Here is a 15,972-nt window from a genome sequence, read left to right as displayed (position 1 = left end):
GATCACCCGCCGGCGACCGACTGCACGACCATGACCTCCGCGTCGGGTCCGACGACCGTCGCCAGGCCGCTCAGCCGGCGCACCTCCTCGCCGTCGACGTAGACGTTCACGAAGCGGCGCAGCGCGCCGGTCTCGTCGCGCACCCGACGGTCGAACACCGGGTGGTCGGCGGCCAGCGCGTCGAGCACCGCGCCCACGGTCGCCCCGGCGGGCAGGTCGAGCGCCACCGAGGACCGGCCGCCGGTGCAGTCGGCCAGCAGCCGCGGCAGCAGCACCCGGACCGTCACGGCAGGACCGCGGCGCGCACGCACAGCACGTCGGGCAGGTGGCCGGCGACCTGGGTGAACGACTCCCCCGCGTCGGCGCTGGCGTACACCTCGCCGCCGCGGGTGCCCACGTAGACGCCGACCGGGTCGTCGGCGTCCACGCAGGTGGCGTCCCGCAGCACCGCGTTGTACTCGTCGGTCGGCAGCCCCGCGGTCAGCTCCTGCCAGGTCTCCCCCGCGTCGTCGCTGCGGTGCACGGCCAGCCGCCCGTCCGGCGGGATCCGCCGGCCGTCGGCGACCAGCGGCACCACCCAGATCCGCCCGCCGCGGCGCGGGTCGGCCAGCATCACGAAGCCGAAGTCCGAGGGCAGCCCGCCGGCGATCGAGGTCCACGTGTCGCCGTCGTCGTCGGAGCGGTGGACGCCGTGGTGGTTCTGCGCGTACAGCCGGGTGGGCACGGCGGCGTCCCGGGCGATCTTGTGCACGCACTGGCCGAACTCCGGTGGCGGCCCGGGCAGGAAGTACGCGGAGATGCCCGCGTTGCGCGGCTGCCACGAGGCGCCGCCGTCCCGCGTGCGGTAGACCCCGCCGGTGCTCATCGCGACGTGCACCGTGCCGGCGGGCCCGGGGACGACGGAGTGCGCCGCCGCCCCGCCGTAGCCGGCACCCCACTCGGCGCGGTGCGGGTGGTCCCACAGCCCGCGGCAGAGCTCGAAGTGCTCCCCGCCGTCGTCCGAGCGCCACACCGAGATCGGCTCGCAGCCGGCCCACACCACCCCGGGCCGGTCGGCGGAGTCCGGGTGCAGCTGCCAGACCCGTTCGACCGCGGCGCCGGTGTCGGCGGGGAACCGGATGGCGCCGCCCTCGGGTTCGGTCCAGGTGGCGCCGAGGTCGTCGGAGTGGACGACGGTCGGCCCGAAGTGCTCCGAGCGGACGCCGAGCAGCACCCGGGTGCGCCCGCCGCGCACGTCGATGCCGATGCTCGGCACCTCGGTCATCAGGAAGTGCGGTGCGGAGAGGGACCAGGTCCGTCGGTCCTCACTCGTCGCGAGCCAGAGCCCCTTGCGCGTGCCGATCGCCAGCAGAGTCGTCGCCATGCAGCAGAGGACTCCGCGGTCCGGCAGAACTCATCGGCATCGGGCTGCCGAGTGGTGGTCCGGGGAGCTCGTGCTCTGCTCACTGGTGGTGAGCAGAGCACAAGCTCCCCGAACCCCTGCCTGTCGACCGGCGCTCAGACCGGCTGTTGCGCCGGGGTCTCCCCGCCCTCCAGGTCGCCCTCGGTGTCCAGGTAGGCCTGCTGCAGCTCGGCCAGCAGCGCCGGGTCCGGCTCGGCCCACATCTCGCGGTCCACCGCCTCCAGCAGCCGCTCGGCGATGCCGTGCAGCGCCCACGGGTTCGACTTCTCCATGAACTCCCGGTTCTCCGGGTCGAGCACGTAGGTCTGGGCGAGCTTCTCGTACATCCAGTCGGCGACCACGCCGGTGGTGGCGTCGTAGCCGAACAGGTAGTCGACGGTGGCGGCCAGCTCGAAGGCGCCCTTGTAGCCGTGCCGGCGCATCGCGGCCAGCCACTTGGGGTTGACCACCCGGGCACGGAACACCCGGGAGGTCTCCTCGACCAGCGACCGGGTCTTCACCTGCTCGGGCCGGGTGGAGTCGCCGATGTAGGCCTCCGGCGAGGAGCCGGTCAGCGCGCGCACCGTGGCGACCATGCCGCCGTGGTACTGGAAGTAGTCGTCGGAGTCGGCGATGTCGTGCTCGCGGGTGTCGACGTTCTTGGCCGCCACGGCGATCCGCCGGTAGGCGGCCTCCATGTCCGGGCGGGCCTGCACGCCGTCCAGGTCGCGACCGTAGGCGTAGCCACCCCACACCGCGTAGACCTCGGCCAGGTCGGCGTCCCCGCGCCAGTCGCGGGAGTCGATCAGCGACAGCAGCCCGGCCCCGTAGGCGCCGGGCTTGGAGCCGAACACCCGGGTGGTGGCCCGCCGCCGGTCGCCGTGGGTGGCGACGTCGGCGTCGGCGTGCGCCTTCACGAAGTTCTGGTCGTCGGACTCGTCCAACGAGGCAACCAGGGTCACGGCGTCGTCGAGCATGGTGACCACGTGCGGGAAGGCGTCGCGGAAGAAGCCGGAGATCCGCACCGTGACGTCGATCCGCGGCCGGCCGAGTTCGTCGAGGGCGATCGGCTCCAGCGAGGTCACCCGCCGCGACGCCTCGTCCCAGACCGGCCGGACGCCGAGCAGCGCGAGGATCTCGGCGACGTCGTCACCCGCGGTGCGCATGGCCGAGGTGCCCCACACCGACAGCCCGACCGAGGGCGGGAACTGCCCGTCGTGGTCGGCGCGGTAGCGGTCGATCAGCGACTCGGCCATCGCCGATCCGGTCTCCCAGGCCAGCCGGGAGGGGATCGCCCGCGGGTCGACCGAGTAGAAGTTCCGCCCGGTCGGCAGCACGTTGACCAGCCCGCGCAGCGGCGAACCCGACGGCCCCGCCGGCACGTAGCCGCCGTCGAGGGCGTGCAGCGTCATGTCCAGCTCGTCGGTGGTGCGCTCCAGCCGGGGCACGACCTCCTCGACGGCGAACCGCAGGACGGCGGTGACGTCGTCGTCGGTCGTGCCGAGCACGCCGCCGACGACGTCGGCGATGGCGGAGGCGGTCCAGCCGCGCTCCTCCATCCCGGCGACCAGCGCCTCGGCCTGCGCCTCGACCCGGTCGGTCTCCTTCAGCCCCGCGGTGCCGTCCTCGGTGAGCCCGAGCGCCTGGCGCAGCCCGGGCAGGGCCACGGCGCCGCCCCAGATCTGCCGCGCGCGCAGCATCGCCAGCACCAGGTCGACCCGGTCCTGCCCCGAGGGCGGGGTGCCGAGCACGTGCAGCCCGTCGCGGATCTGGGAGTCCTTGATCTCGCAGAGCCAGCCGTCGACGTGCAGGATCATCTCGTCGAAGTGGTCGTCCTCGGGGCGCTCGGTCAGGCCCAGGTCGTGGTCGAGCTTGGCCGCCTGCAGCAGCGTCCAGATCTGCTGCCGGACGGCGGGCAGCTTCGCCGGGTCCATCGCGGCGATGTTGGCGTGCTCGTCGAGCAGCTGCTCCAGCCGGGCGATGTCGCCGTAGGAGTCCGCGCGGGCCATCGGCGGCACCATGTGGTCGACCAGGGTGGCGTGCGCCCGGCGCTTGGCCTGGGTGCCCTCGCCCGGGTCGTTGACCAGGAACGGGTAGACCAGCGGAAGGTCCCCGATCGCGGCGTCGGTGCCGCAGCCCGCGGACATCCCGACGGTCTTGCCCGGCAGCCACTCGAGGTTCCCGTGCTTGCCGACGTGCACCATCGCGTGCGCCCCGAATCCTCCAGCATCCCGACCCGAGCGCAGCCACCAGTAGGCGGCGAGGTAGTGGTGGGACGGCGGCAGGTCCGGGTCGTGGTAGATCGCGATCGGGTTCTCCCCGAAACCGCGCGGCGGCTGGACCATCACCACGACGTTCCCGGCGCGCAGCGCGGCGAAGACGATGGCCTGGTCGTCACCGGAGCCGTCGACGAACAGCGACCCCGGCGCAGGCCCCCAGTGCTCCTCCATCGCCTCGCGCAGCTCGGCCGGCAGCGAGTCGAAGTGCCGGCGGTACTCGGCGGCGGGGATCCGCACGGGGTTGCCGCTGAGCTGCTCCTCGGTGAGCCAGTTCTCGTCCTGGCCGCCGGCGGCGATCAGCGCGTGCACCAGCGCGTCACCGTCCAGGTCGGCGACGCCGGGCAGCGCGTCGGGGCCGTCGAACGGGCCGATGTCGTAGCCCTGTCCGTGCATCGCGGCCAGCAGCCGGACCACCGAGGCGGGGGTGTCCAGGCCGACGGCGTTGCCGATCCGGGCGTGCTTGGTCGGGTAGGCGCTCAGCATCACCACGATCCGGCGCTCGGCCGGCGGGGTGTGCCGTAGCCGGGCGTGCGCGACCGCCGTCCCGGCGACCCGGGCGGCCCGCTCGGGGTCGGCGACGTAGGAGGTCAGCCCGTCGGCGTCGGTCTCCTTGAAGGAGAACGGCACGCTGATCAGCCGGCCGTCGAACTCCGGGATGGCGACCTGGTTGCCGACGTCCAGCGGGGAGAGCCCGTCGTCGTTGGCTGCCCAGTCGGCGCGGGAGCTGGTCAGGCAGAGCCCCTGCACGACCGGGACGTCCAGGTCGGCGAGCTCGCCGACGTCCCAGGCGCCGTCGTCCCCACCGGCCTGCGCCGTGGCCGGCTTCGACCCACCGGCGGCCAGCACGGTGACCACCAGGGCGTCGGCGGTGCGCAGCAGCTCGACCAGGCCGGGCTCGACGGTGCGGAGCGAGGCGGTGAACACCGGCAGCGCACGGCCGCCGGCCGCCTCGATCGCGGTGCAGAGCGCCTCGACGAAGCCGGTGTTCCCGGACAGGTGGTGCGCCCGGTAGTACAGGACGGCGACGGTCGGGCCACTCCCCCGCGACTGCTCGACGTCGCCGTTCCGGACTCGCTCCGCTCCTCGGTCGCTGGCGCTCCCTGCGATGCTCTTCCCCCCGTCACCGGCGGGAGAGCGCTCCAGCACGCCCCACTCGGGTGCGACCGACGGCGCCTCGAAGCCCTCACCCTCGAGCAGCACGGTGTCGCCGAGGAAGCGGTGCAACTGCTCGAGGTTGTCCGGGCCACCCTGCGCCAGGTAGCCGTGCGCCTCGGTGGCCACGCCCATCGGCACGGTCGAGAGCTCCATCAGCTCGGCGTCCGGCACGTTCTCCCCACCGAGGACGACGACCGGAGCCGGCCCGGCGAGCAGGGGGGCGAGCACCTCCTCGTACTGGCGACGTACGCCCAGGATCCGGACGACGACGAGGTCGCTGCCGGCGGCCAGGTCCACCATCCCGTCGGCGCCGAGCCGGGCCGGGTTGCCCAGCCGCCAGTCAGCCGCGCTGGACCGGGCGCTCAACAGGTCGGTGTCGCTCGTCGAGAGCAGGGTGAAGGTGCGAGAGCTCAAGGCAGTGCCTCCCTCGGGGTCCGCGCCCCGGGTCGTCGGACACGACAGCCGCGGTGTCTGGCTCACCCCGGCCGACCAGCGGGACGGGGCACACAGTGGCGGGACCGCGCCGGGTTCGCACCGGCTTCCGCGCGCGCTGCCGTGATGTGCGCCAGACGCTACCCGGCGCCCGGGGCGGGCACGGGCGGCAGAACCCGCTGGACACCGCGGCGACGATGTCCCCGTGCACCCCGAGGCCCCGGCGTACAGCGCGGACGTCGCCGCCGCGGCGTGGATCCTGCCGCGACTGGCCGACCGGCCAGGCACCGTGGGCAGCGTCGTCCCGACCGGCTTCGCGGCGTACGCCCGGTTGCTCCACCCGGTCGACGTCGGCGACCGGCTGGTGTCCTGGGCGGAGGTGGCGGTGGCGACCGGGCGTGCGGTGCACCCGCTGGTGCAGTGGCACCGGCTGGTCGGCTCCGACGACCCGCTGAACGCGCAGGGGGGCGACTGGACCGACGGCCGGCCCGAGGAGGGGAACCTCGTCCCCGAACAGCTGACGGCACTGCTCGACGTCCTGGCCGGGCACACCACCACGCCGGACGACTGCTGGTTCTGTCTGTGGGAGGGCTACGCCTGGGTGGACACGCGGCGGGGCGTCATCGGCTACCACCCCAGCGCCGAGCGGTCCCGACCCGAGCCACCGGCGTTCACGACCGAGGAGCTCGCGGGGCCGCGGGTGCGGCACCCGCTGGACCGCGGCTACCTGCTGCTGCACGGCCCGCTGGGGGCGGCCCGGTTCATCGGCGACCAGGTGACCGTCGGCTGGTTCCTCCCGCAGTCCCCCAACCTGTGCTGGCCGGCCGACCGGGCCTGGTGCGTCGGGACCGAGATCGACTTCGACTCCACGCTGGTCGCCGGCAGCCGTGCGCTGGTCGACGAGCTGCTGGCCCACCCGGTGCTGGAGGCGCTGGAGGTGCGCCCGGAGGACTCGCTCACCTGGGACGCCGACGAGATCAACTGAGCCGGCTGTAACCGGACGGCGGCGTCCGGACACTTCCCGGGTGTGCGCCCTGAGGAAGCCCCGTGACGCCTGACGAGCGGTTCGACCGGCTGTGGACCGACCACGCCCCGGCCGTCGTCCGGTACGCCCGTCGGCACGTGCTCCCGGACGATGTCGAGGACGTGGTCGCGGAGACGTTCGTGGTGGCCTGGCGGCGCCTGGACGAGGTGCCGGCGTTCGGGCTGCCCTGGCTGCTCGGCGTGGCCCGGGGCGTGAGCGCGAACGTCCGGCGCGGGCACCGCCGCCGGGACGCGCTCACCGAGCGGATCGGCGCCCAACCGGCCGCGGACCTCGCCTGGCCGGTCACCGGCCCGGACGACGAGGTGACCGCTGCCCTGCATCGGCTCTCCGACGCCGACCGCGAGCTGCTCACCCTGCTCGCCTGGGACGGGCTGACCCAGGAGGAGGCGGCCGAGGCGCTCGGCTGCACCCGCGGCGCGCTCAAGGTGCGGCTGCACCGCGCCCGCCGGCGGTTCGCCGCGCTGCTCGCCGACCGCGCGGACCCCGTCGCCCCCGTCCCGGCCCCCTGCCCCGACTCCCCCGGAGGTGCCGCGTGACCCGCGACCCCGACGCCCTGCTGCGCGCCGCCGACCCGGCGGGCCACGATCCCGACGACCCGGCCCTGCTCACCCGGGTGCGGGCGCGGGTGGACGCCGAGCGCGCGACCACCGCCCCGGCGGGCGGCCACCGCTCCCCCTGGCCGCGCCGCGTCGTGCTGATCGCCGCGGCCGCCGCCGCGCTCACCGCCGTCCCCCTGGTGATCAGCGCGTTCCAGGACGACGGTGGCGGGGCACCCACGCTGCTCTCCCCGGCCGTGGCCACGGACGGGTCGATCAGCTGCGGCAACGCGTACGCCAGCGCGGTGCGGCCGGAGGACGCCGAGGTCCGGCTGCTGCCCGACCGGCTGCCGAGCGGCTGGTCCTACCGGTCGATCATGGTGCGCCACAACTCCCGCGCCTCCACCTGCATCCCGCCGTCCCTCGCCGTCGTGCGGCAGGACGAAGCAGGGCTGGTGACCGCGCGGATCGCGGTCACCGGCCCGGTGGACGCGCGCGTCGACCAGCCACACCTGGTCGACGGGAGCGTGCCGGACACGGTGCTCGGCCACCCGGCGCTCCGCTTCGACGTGCAGGCCTCCACGACCGACCTGCGCCGGTGGGTCTGGACCGACGACCAGGGCCAGCAGTGGTCGGTGGAGGCTGCCGGGATGCCGCTGGAGGAGGCCCGGCAGGCGCTCGCCGCGGTGCTCGTCGACGGCACCCGGGTCAGCTGGGACCCCGCGGCCGGCCCCGGCTGGGACGTCGTCCACCAGCGCGAGGGCGCGCCGTACACCACCCCGCAGAACGTGACGACGTGGTGGACGGAGCTGACCGACGGCGAGATCACCCGGGTGCTGGACGTGGAGGTACCCGGACCGGTCCTGCTCCCACTGGCGGCCACGGCGGACGTCGGTGACCGGCTGACCACCCTGGGCGGCCGGCCGGCGATCATCGCCCGGCCCCAGGGCGGAGAGGCCGACGGCGGTCCGCCGGGGTCGACGCCGCGGACGTTCCTGCTGGTCGAGCCCGCCCCGGGCACCGTGGCGCTGGTGACCCCGCCCGACGACGAACGGACCGAGTTCGAGCAGATGCTCGCGTCGCTGCGCCAGGTCCCGGCCGACGACCCCCGGCTGGCGAGGTACGGCACCGACTGAACCCGCTGTCCCCGGCGCGCGCCCGCCCCTAGCCTGCGGCGGTGGCCTACGACGTGCTCGCGGAGAGCGTCGCGCTTCTCGAGCACGGTCTGCCGGAGGCCCCACCGCGGCTCAGCCGTCGTCGGCGGTTCGCCCCGCTGGCGGTGGACGTCGATGGCGACGTCGCCTGCACGATGTTCGCCCGGCGCAGCGTCGGCTTCGTGGCGCAGGAGACCTGGGCACTCGCCCGGCGCGGGCAGGAGTGGGTGGTGCTGGGCGGCGGTGGGGGCGGTTTCGAGGACGACGACCTGGCCGACCGCCCCGACGCCTCGGTGCTGGGCGGCCATCTCGTCGTCACCGGCGGGGGCTCGGCGAACCGCAGCGCCGGCCGGCTGGTGCCCTGGGGCGCCCGGTACGTCTCCTACGCCGTGCTGCGGGCGAGCTCGGCGGTCGACCGGGTCGTCGTCGGCGCGCGGGAGATCCGGGTGCCGCGGCACGGGCACCTGGTGGTGGTCTGGGGCGGCAAGCAGCCACCGACCGCGGAGGCCGTCGCCGCCGACGGCCGGCAGCTGGTCAGCCAGCGCGTGGACCGCCGCACCCGGCTCCCCGAGTGGTACCGGTACCGGTAGCGGCGTCAGTCCACCGACACCAGGTCGATCACGAAGACCAGGGTCGCGTCGCCGGGGATCGGCCCCTGGCCCCGCGGGCCGTAACCGAGCTCGCTGGGGATGACCACCACCCGCCGGCCGCCGACCTGCATCTCCTCGATGCCCTGCTCGAAGCCCTCGATCACCGCGCCCTCGCCCAGCGGCACCGGGAACGTCGAGTCCTCCCCGCGGCTCCAGGACGAGTCGAACTCCTCGCCGTCCTCGTAGAGGGCGCCCGCGTACTTGACCTCCGCGGTCGACCCCTCGGTCGCCTCGGCGCCGTCGCCGACGACGACGTCCTCGATCACCAGCTCGTCGGGGGCCGGCTCCCCGGCGGCCGGCACGTCCGGTGCCTCGGAGAGGTCGGTGCTGATCTGCGCAGCGGGGCCCGCCGACTGCCCGTCGTCGCTGCCACAGGCGGCCAGCGACAGGCCGAGGACGAGGAACGCGGCAGGGACGGTGCGGCGGTGCATGTGGTCTCCAGGACGAGCACGGGTCGGTCGGGGGCGCCGTCCGACGGGCTGCTGGCACCGCGGCGGGGCTCCAGCACACCACACCCCGTGAGCGCCAGGCCTTCGGATGGCCGGAGGTCCGGCGGGCCACTAGCTTTCCGGCAACGTCCGCGACACCTGGGGGTCCAGCAGTGTCCAGATCGATCATCGTCGGGCTCGACGGGAGCGAGGCGAGCGGACGCGCGGCGGACGCCGCCGCGGAGGCCGCCGGGCGGCACGACCTGCGGCTGGTGCTGGCCTGCGTGGTGCCGTGGTCGCCCTACGCGTTCAGCAGCGCCGAGGAGAACGAACGCCGGGCGATCGAGAAACGACGGGAGGCCACCGCCGCGCGCGAGCGGGTGCTCCAGCCGGTGACGGCCCGGCTGTCGGCGGCGCACGGGGACCTCGAGCTGGAGGGCGTCGTCCGGCACGGCCACCCGGCCGAGACGCTGGTTGCCCTGGCCCGGGAGTACGACGCGGTCTGGATCATCGTCGGCCGGGTCGGGCAGAGCCGGGTCCGCACGCTGCTGTTCGGGTCCACGCCGAGCAACCTCATCCAGCTCTCCCCCGTCCCCGTCCTGGTGGTGCCGTGATGACGACGTCCGCAGCCGTGCACGCCGCCACCTTCGACGAGTCGGTCAACGACTTCTTCGCCCCGGTCTCCGGCTGGATCGAGGGCGTCGTCTTCTACGCGGTGCCGCTGGACTTCATCGACGAGGGCGTCGAGCTGCCGCTGATCGTCGTGTGGCTGGTGGCGGCCGGCATCTTCTTCACCATCTACCTGCGCGGGTTCCAGTTCCGCGCCTTCGGCCACGCCGTCCAGCTGATCCGCGGCCGGTACGACGACCCCGCCGACGCCGGGGAGGTGACCCACTTCCAGGCGCTGGCCACCGCGGTCTCCGGCACCGTCGGGCTGGGCAACATCGCCGGGGTCGGCGTCGCGCTCTCCCTGGGCGGGCCGGGCGCCACCTTCTGGATGATCGTGGCCGGGCTGGTCGGCATGTGCACCAAGGGCGTGGAGTGCACGCTCGGGGTGAAGTACCGCAACGTCTTCCCCGACGGCCGGGTCTCCGGCGGGCCCATGTGGTACCTGCGGCGCGGCCTGGCCGAGAAGAACATGGGCGGCCTGGGCAAGGTGCTCGCCGTCGCCTTCTGCATCTTCACCCTGGGCGGGGCGGTCGGCGGTGGGAACATGTTCCAGTCCAACCAGGCCTTCAGCCAGGCGCAGTCGGTCACCGGTGGCGCCGACGGCCCGCTGGGCGGGGGCGCCGCCGGGGCGGTGTTCGGGCTGGTGCTCGCGCTGCTGGTCGGCGCCGTGATCATCGGCGGGATCCGCAGCATCGCCCGGGTCACCGACAAGATCGTGCCGTTCATGGCGGTCTTCTACGTGGTCGCGTGCCTGCTGGTGCTGCTGTTCAACCTCACCGAGATCCCCTCGGCGATCTGGGCGATCATCTCCCAGGCGTTCAGCCCCGAGGCCGGCTTCGGCGGCGTCGTCGGCGTCCTCATCCAGGGGTTCCGCCGGGCCGCCTTCAGCAACGAGGCCGGCCTCGGATCGGCGGCGATCGCGCACTCGGCGGTGAAGACCAACGAACCGGCCAGCGAGGGCCACGTGGCCGTGCTGGAGCCGTTCATCGACACCGTCGTCATCTGCACGATGACCGCGCTGGCGATCACGATCACCGGCACCTGGGCCGATGACGCCAGCGACGCCGGCGTGCAGACCACGTCGGCGGCGTTCGCGACGGTCGCGTCGTGGTTCCCGGTGGTGCTCGCCGTCGCGGTGATCCTCTTCGCCTACTCCACGATGCTCGCCTGGAGCTACTACGGGCTGAAGGCGGCGACCTACCTGTTCGGCGAGTCGATGCTGGTCGACCGGGCTTGGAAGGTCGTCTTCTGCATCTTCGTCGTCATCGGCGCATCGTCGACGCTGGACGCGGTGATCGGCTTCTCCGACAGCATGATCTTCGCGATGTCGTTCGCGAACATCATCGGGCTCTACATCATGGCCAGGGTGGTGAAGGCGGAGATCTTCGGCTACCGCCGGCGGCTGGCCGACGGCGAGCTCGTGCCGGTCACCGAACGCGGCTGAGGACCACCTGCCCCGAGCGGGGGCTGCCGGCCCGCCGACGGCGGGGTGGAGCCGCGCGCACGCGACTCCACCCCGCCGTGTCCTGGCTCAAGCCGGACCCGACCAGCTCACTTCGCGCCGAGCGCGTCGGCCACGCGGTGGTGGACGGCGGCGTCGGCACCTCGGCTCTGGCGCTCCAGGGTGCGGGCCAGCGCCCGGCGGGCCCACCCGTTGGCCGGCGCGAGCTCCACCAGGCGGGTCAGGCACTCCTCGGCCCGGGCCAGCCGGGCAGCGCCGTAGTAGCTGCGGGCGAGCAGCTCGAGCGCTGCCTGGTTGCCCGGCTCGGCGGCCACCACCGGCTCCAGGACCCGGGCGGCCTCGGTGGGCTGCCCCATGGCGAAGAACAGGTCGGCGCGCAGGTACTCGGAGTGCAGGTCGATCTCGAACGGCTGGGTCATGACGCTCCTTCCGGCCGGTCGAACACCGGGCCCCGGCCATCGCTTCCCCACCACGCTGCGCACTGGATCCATCACGCAACGAAACGAGAAAGGACGCCCACGACCGGATTGGCCGCTATCGCCTGGGTATGCCATCGAGGCCGGTGCCAGCGTGGCCCCGGTTCGCAGCCCTGCCACTCCCGGAGTCCCGCATGGCCCTCTCCCTGCGCCACCACCCCTCCTCCCCCGGCACCGGGGAGCACCCCGAACCCGCCGAGAGCCCCGCCACCGGTACCGCCCGGGTGGTGCCCGCCGTGCACCGGATCGGCGCCGTCGTCGTCGCCCTGGTGCTGGCCGTCTTCGGCGTGCTCGGTCTCGTCGACGGGCTGGACTACTTCTCCACCGACGGCGAGCGCGTCCTCGGCCTGTCATCCAACGGCCTGCTGTCGACCATCTCGCTGGTCACCGCGGCGGTGCTGATCGCCGCCGCGCTGCACAGCTCCCGCACCGCCTCGACCGTGATGATGGCGGTGGGCGCGCTGTTCCTGGTGTCGGCGCTGGCCAACCTGGCCGTGCTGGAGACCGGTTGGAACGTCCTCGCCTTCTCCATGGCCAACGTCATCTTCTCCATCTGCGCCGGCCTGGTGCTGCTCACCCTGGGCACCTACGGCCGGGTCAGCGGCAACCTGCCCGAGGACTCGCCCTACCGGACCGAGCGGCCGGCCACCGACGGGGACGACGACACCGGCCAGGAGCTGCCCACCAGCCCGGCGGAGGTCGCCGCCGAGCGGGCCATGCGCGACGCGGAGCTCGCCGTCGTGGAGCACCGGGCCTCCCCGGAGCAGCAGCGCCGGGTGACCGCGATGGCCCAGGTGCGCACCCGCGCCGACCGCCGCCGCGTCTGGATGGAGATGGACGGTCGCGCCCTGCGGTGACCAGCCGCCCTGCCGGACAGGCCCCCGACTGTCCGGCAGGGCCCCCCGTCCGGGGAAGTAGCCTCGCCCTCGCCATGTCCTCCGTCGCGATGTCCTCCGCCCAGACCGCCCTCCCCCCGTCCGGCCCCGGGCCGGCGCGGGACCGGGCCGACGCGTGTCCGGGTGCGCTGCAGACCCACACCGCCGCCGACGGCGGCCTGGCCCGGGTGCGCGTCCCCGGCGGAGGCCTGACCGCGGGGCAGCTGCGCACGCTGGCCGCCGCCGCCCGCGACCTCGGCGACGGGCACCTGGAGCTGACCAGCCGCGGCAATACCCAGCTGCGCGGCCTGCCCGCCGGAGCCGAGACCGAGCTGGGCGAGCGGCTGGCCGCGGTGGGCCTGCTGCCCAGCGCCACCCACGAGCGGGTGCGCAACGTGCTGGCCAGCAGCCTCTCCGGCCGGCGGGGCGGGCACCTCGACGTCCGGCCCTGGGTGCGCTCCTTCGACAGCGCGCTGCTGGCCGACCCCGCCCTCGCCGAGCTGCCGGGCCGGTTCCTGGTCGCCTTCGACGACGGCCGTGGTGACGTGGCGGGGCTGGGCGCCGACGTCACCCTGCTCGCCCTCGCCTCCGACGTCGTCGCCCTGCTGCTCGGCGGCACCGACTCCGGCGTCCGGGCCCGCCCCGGGGACGCGGTCGCCCTGGCGCTGGCCGCAAGCGCGGCCTTCCACGCCGAGCGGGCCGCCCAGGGCGGCACCGCCTGGCGGCTGGCCGAGCTCACCGACGGCTGGGCGCGGGTCACCGAGCGGCTCACCGGCCGGCGGCCGGACGCCCCGGGCCGCGAGCGGGTCAGCCCGCCGGTCACCGGGCCGGCCGGCCCACTGCCGCAGGACGACGGCCGCACCGCGCTGGCCGTCGTCGTGCCGCTGGGCCGGCTCACCGCCGAGCAGGCCGAACTGCTCGCCGACCTCGCACCCCAGGTCGAGGTCACCCCCTGGCGCACCGTCGTCGTCCCCGACCTGGCCGACGCCGACCAGGCGGCCGCCGCGCTGACCGGTGCCGGCCTGGTCACCGAGCCGAGCAGTCCGTGGCGGCTGGTCACCGCCTGCGCCGGACGGCCGGGCTGCGCGAAGTCGCTGGCCGACGTGCGGGCCGACGCCACCGCCGCCGTGGCCGCGGGCACGCTGCCGGCCGGCGGCGCCCGACAGCACTGGGCCGGTTGTGCCCGCCGCTGCGGCCGCCCGACCGGCCGCGTGGTCGACGTCGTGGCGACGCCGACCGGTTACCTCATCGAGAAGGACTGATGTACTCCTACGAGCACGACGGCGCCGAGATCTACCGGCAGTCCTTCGCCACGATCCGCGCCGAGGCCGACCTCTCCGGGCTGCCCGCCGACGTCGCCCAGGTCGCCGTCCGGATGATCCACGCCTGCGGGCAGGTCGACCTGGTGGCCGATGTGGCCTGGTCCGACAACGTCGTGGCGAAGGCCCGGGAGGCGCTGCACGCCGGCGCCCCGGTGCTCTGCGACGCGCAGATGGTCGCCTCGGGGATCACCCGGCGGCGGCTGCCGAAGGACAACGACGTCGTCTGCACGCTCAACGACCCGCGCACCCCCGACCTGGCCCGCGAGATGGGCACCACCCGCACCGCGGCGGCGATGCACCTGTGGGGCGACCGGCTCGACGGTGCCGTCGTGGCGATCGGCAACGCGCCCACCGCGCTGTTCCACCTGCTGGAGATGGTCGCGGCCGGCGCCCCCCGGCCGGCCGCCGTCATCGGCATCCCGGTGGGCTTCATCGGCGCGGTGGAGTCCAAGGAGGCGCTGGCCGCCTCGGACCTGGACTTCCTCGTGGTCCACGGCCGGCGCGGCGGCAGCGCGATCACCGCCGCCGCGGTCAACGCGATCGCGAGCACGGCCGAGTGAGGGCAGAGATGGCCATTTCCGCCCTGGGGGCCCGCTCGTGAGCGGGCGGCTGTACGGGGTCGGGCTGGGGCCCGGCGACCCGGAGCTGGTGACGGTCAAGGCCGCCCGGCTGATCGGCGCCGCCGACGTCGTCGCCTTCCACGCCGCCCAGCACGGCCGCTCCGTGGCCCGCGGGCTGGCCGAGCCGTACCTGCGTGCCGGCCAGGTCGAGGAGCTGCTGGTCTACCCCGTCACCACCGAGACCACCGACCACCCCGGCGGCTACCAGGGCGCGATCGACGAGTTCTACGAGGCCGCCGCCGCGCGGCTGGCCGCCCACCTGGACGCCGGCCGGGACGTCGTCGTCCTCGCCGAGGGCGACCCGTTCTTCTACGGCTCCTACATGCACATGCACAAGCGGCTGGCGCACCGGTACCCGACCGAGGTGGTCCCGGGGGTGACCAGCGTCAGCGGCGCCGCCGCCGTGCTCGGCCGGCCGCTGGTCGAGCGCGACGAGGTGCTCACCGTGCTGCCCGGCACGCTCCCTCCCGACGAGCTCGCCGAATGGCTGGCCACGACCGACTCCGCGGCGGTGATGAAGCTGGGCCGGACGTTCGCGGGCGTGCGCGATGCCTTCGACGCCGCGGGCGTGCTCGACCGCGCCTGGTACGTCGAGCGGGCCACCACCGATCGACAGCGGGTCGCCCCACTGGCCGAGGTCGACCCGGAGACGGTGCCCTACTTCTCCCTCGCGCTGCTGCCCAGCCCGCTGACCGGCCCGGGCAACACCCCCGAGCGCTCGGACGACGAGGCGCTGCGCACCGGCGAGGTCGTCGTCGTCGGACTCGGCCCCGGCAAGCGGTCCTGGACCACGCCGGAGGTCGCCGAGGCGCTGGCCGAGGCCGACGACCTGGTCGGCTACGGCCCCTACCTGGACCGGGTGCCGGCCAACCCGCGGCAGATCCGCCACCCCAGCGACAACCGGGTGGAGGCCGAGCGCGCCGCCGCCGCCCTGCAGCTGGCCAGGGACGGACGCCGGGTGGCGGTGGTCTCCAGCGGCGACCCCGGCGTCTTCGCGATGGCCGCCGCGGTGCTCGAGGTGGCGGCTGAGGGCTTCCCCGACGTCGAGGTGCGGGTGCTGCCCGGGCTCACCGCCGCGCAGGCCGTCGCGTCGCGGGTGGGTGCCCCCCTCGGGCACGACTTCGCGGTGATCAGCCTCTCCGACGTCCTCAAGCCCTGGGACGTCGTGCTCGACCGGCTGCGCGCCGCGGCCGCGGCCGACCTGGTGCTCGCGCTGTACAACCCGCGCTCCAAGGCCCGGCCGCACCAGCTGGCCGAGGCGCAGAAGGCGCTGCTCGACGTCCGCGACCCCGACACCGTGGTGGTCGTCGGCCGCGACGTCGGGGGTGCGGAGGAGTCGGTGCGGGTGACGACGCTGGCCGGGCTGGACCCGGAGACGGTCGACATGCGCTGCCTGCTGCTGATCGGCTCGACCCAGACCCGGGTCACGCCGTCCGGCCAGGTGTTCACCAGCCGCCGCTACCCGGGCTGACCGCCACCCCCCACGGC

At 74.7% G+C, this 15,972-nt stretch carries 15 protein-coding genes and 1 riboswitch; of the genes, 10 read left to right on the top strand and 5 right to left on the bottom strand.

Annotation, left to right across the window (positions count from 1 at the left end; translation table 11 throughout):
• Positions 1–2: 2 nt before the first annotated feature.
• The 3 genes from ACI79Y_RS06725 to cobN all read right to left on the bottom strand — a co-directional run bounded on the left by ACI79Y_RS06725 (position 3) and on the right by cobN (position 5,229).
• On the bottom strand, positions 3–287 hold the full coding sequence (locus ACI79Y_RS06725) for a MoaD/ThiS family protein (protein WP_457157729.1): 285 nt from the start codon (positions 285–287) through the stop codon (positions 3–5).
• Positions 284–1,363, bottom strand: a complete 1,080-nt coding sequence (locus ACI79Y_RS06720) for an exo-alpha-sialidase (protein WP_457157728.1) — start codon at positions 1,361–1,363, stop codon at positions 284–286. Before ACI79Y_RS06720 ends, ACI79Y_RS06725 begins: the two co-directional genes overlap by 4 nt.
• A 134-nt stretch (positions 1,364–1,497) precedes the next feature.
• A complete protein-coding gene (gene cobN / locus ACI79Y_RS06715; protein ID WP_457157727.1) occupies positions 1,498–5,229 on the bottom strand; it encodes a cobaltochelatase subunit CobN in 3,732 nt (1,243 codons plus the stop codon).
• Between the two features lie 53 nt (positions 5,230–5,282).
• Positions 5,283–5,358, bottom strand: a riboswitch (cobalamin riboswitch).
• A 94-nt stretch (positions 5,359–5,452) separates the two neighbouring features.
• On the opposite strand from cobN, the gene ACI79Y_RS06710 reads away from it, so the two are divergent.
• The 4 genes from ACI79Y_RS06710 to ACI79Y_RS06695 all read left to right on the top strand — a co-directional run bounded on the left by ACI79Y_RS06710 (position 5,453) and on the right by ACI79Y_RS06695 (position 8,572).
• Positions 5,453–6,232, top strand: a complete 780-nt coding sequence (locus ACI79Y_RS06710; protein ID WP_457157726.1) for a hypothetical protein — start codon at positions 5,453–5,455, stop codon at positions 6,230–6,232.
• 62 nt (positions 6,233–6,294) lie between these two features.
• Positions 6,295–6,828 (top strand): RNA polymerase sigma factor, encoded by a 534-nt coding sequence (locus ACI79Y_RS06705; RefSeq protein ID WP_457157725.1) that lies wholly within the window; start codon positions 6,295–6,297, stop codon positions 6,826–6,828.
• Positions 6,825–7,964, top strand: a complete 1,140-nt coding sequence (locus tag ACI79Y_RS06700) for a hypothetical protein (RefSeq protein ID WP_457157724.1) — start codon at positions 6,825–6,827, stop codon at positions 7,962–7,964. The genes ACI79Y_RS06705 and ACI79Y_RS06700 overlap by 4 nt, the downstream gene beginning before the upstream one ends.
• A gap of 41 nt (positions 7,965–8,005) precedes the next feature.
• Positions 8,006–8,572 (top strand): hypothetical protein, encoded by a 567-nt coding sequence (locus tag ACI79Y_RS06695; protein ID WP_457157723.1) that lies wholly within the window; start codon positions 8,006–8,008, stop codon positions 8,570–8,572.
• Positions 8,573–8,577: 5 nt separating this feature from the next.
• On the opposite strand, the gene ACI79Y_RS06690 is transcribed toward ACI79Y_RS06695, so the two are convergent.
• Positions 8,578–9,063: an FKBP-type peptidyl-prolyl cis-trans isomerase gene (locus ACI79Y_RS06690; protein ID WP_457157722.1), complete on the bottom strand. Its 486-nt coding sequence runs from the start codon at positions 9,061–9,063 to the stop codon at positions 8,578–8,580.
• A 170-nt stretch (positions 9,064–9,233) separates the two neighbouring features.
• Here ACI79Y_RS06690 and ACI79Y_RS06685 point away from each other — a divergent pair, with 170 nt between their 5' ends.
• Both ACI79Y_RS06685 and ACI79Y_RS06680 read left to right on the top strand, forming a co-directional pair.
• The gene (locus tag ACI79Y_RS06685; RefSeq protein ID WP_457157721.1) at positions 9,234–9,674 is read left to right on the top strand and encodes a universal stress protein; all 441 of its coding nucleotides are present in this window, start codon (positions 9,234–9,236) and stop codon (positions 9,672–9,674) included.
• The gene (locus ACI79Y_RS06680; protein ID WP_457157720.1) at positions 9,674–11,173 is read left to right on the top strand and encodes an alanine/glycine:cation symporter family protein; all 1,500 of its coding nucleotides are present in this window, start codon (positions 9,674–9,676) and stop codon (positions 11,171–11,173) included. Before ACI79Y_RS06685 ends, ACI79Y_RS06680 begins: the two co-directional genes overlap by 1 nt.
• A 107-nt stretch (positions 11,174–11,280) precedes the next feature.
• On the opposite strand, the gene ACI79Y_RS06675 is transcribed toward ACI79Y_RS06680, so the two are convergent.
• Positions 11,281–11,610, bottom strand: coding sequence for a tetratricopeptide repeat protein (locus ACI79Y_RS06675; RefSeq protein WP_457157719.1), 330 nt, complete (start codon positions 11,608–11,610; stop codon positions 11,281–11,283).
• A gap of 191 nt (positions 11,611–11,801) precedes the next feature.
• Between ACI79Y_RS06675 and ACI79Y_RS06670 the strand changes: the two genes are divergently transcribed.
• The 4 genes from ACI79Y_RS06670 (at position 11,802) to ACI79Y_RS06655 (ending at position 15,955) form a co-directional block, all read left to right on the top strand.
• The gene (locus ACI79Y_RS06670; protein ID WP_457157718.1) at positions 11,802–12,524 is read left to right on the top strand and encodes a DUF4383 domain-containing protein; all 723 of its coding nucleotides are present in this window, start codon (positions 11,802–11,804) and stop codon (positions 12,522–12,524) included.
• Between the two features lie 74 nt (positions 12,525–12,598).
• A complete protein-coding gene (gene cobG / locus ACI79Y_RS06665; protein WP_457157717.1) occupies positions 12,599–13,804 on the top strand; it encodes a precorrin-3B synthase in 1,206 nt (401 codons plus the stop codon).
• Positions 13,804–14,424: a precorrin-8X methylmutase gene (locus tag ACI79Y_RS06660; RefSeq protein WP_457157716.1), complete on the top strand. Its 621-nt coding sequence runs from the start codon at positions 13,804–13,806 to the stop codon at positions 14,422–14,424. The genes cobG and ACI79Y_RS06660 overlap by 1 nt, the downstream gene beginning before the upstream one ends.
• Before the next feature lie 37 nt (positions 14,425–14,461).
• On the top strand, positions 14,462–15,955 hold the full coding sequence (locus tag ACI79Y_RS06655; RefSeq protein ID WP_457157715.1) for a precorrin-2 C(20)-methyltransferase: 1,494 nt from the start codon (positions 14,462–14,464) through the stop codon (positions 15,953–15,955).
• Positions 15,956–15,972: the final 17 nt, after the last annotated feature.

Source organism: Modestobacter sp. SYSU DS0875, assembly GCF_054050915.1.
This window is presented reverse-complemented; position numbering and strand designations above follow the sequence as displayed.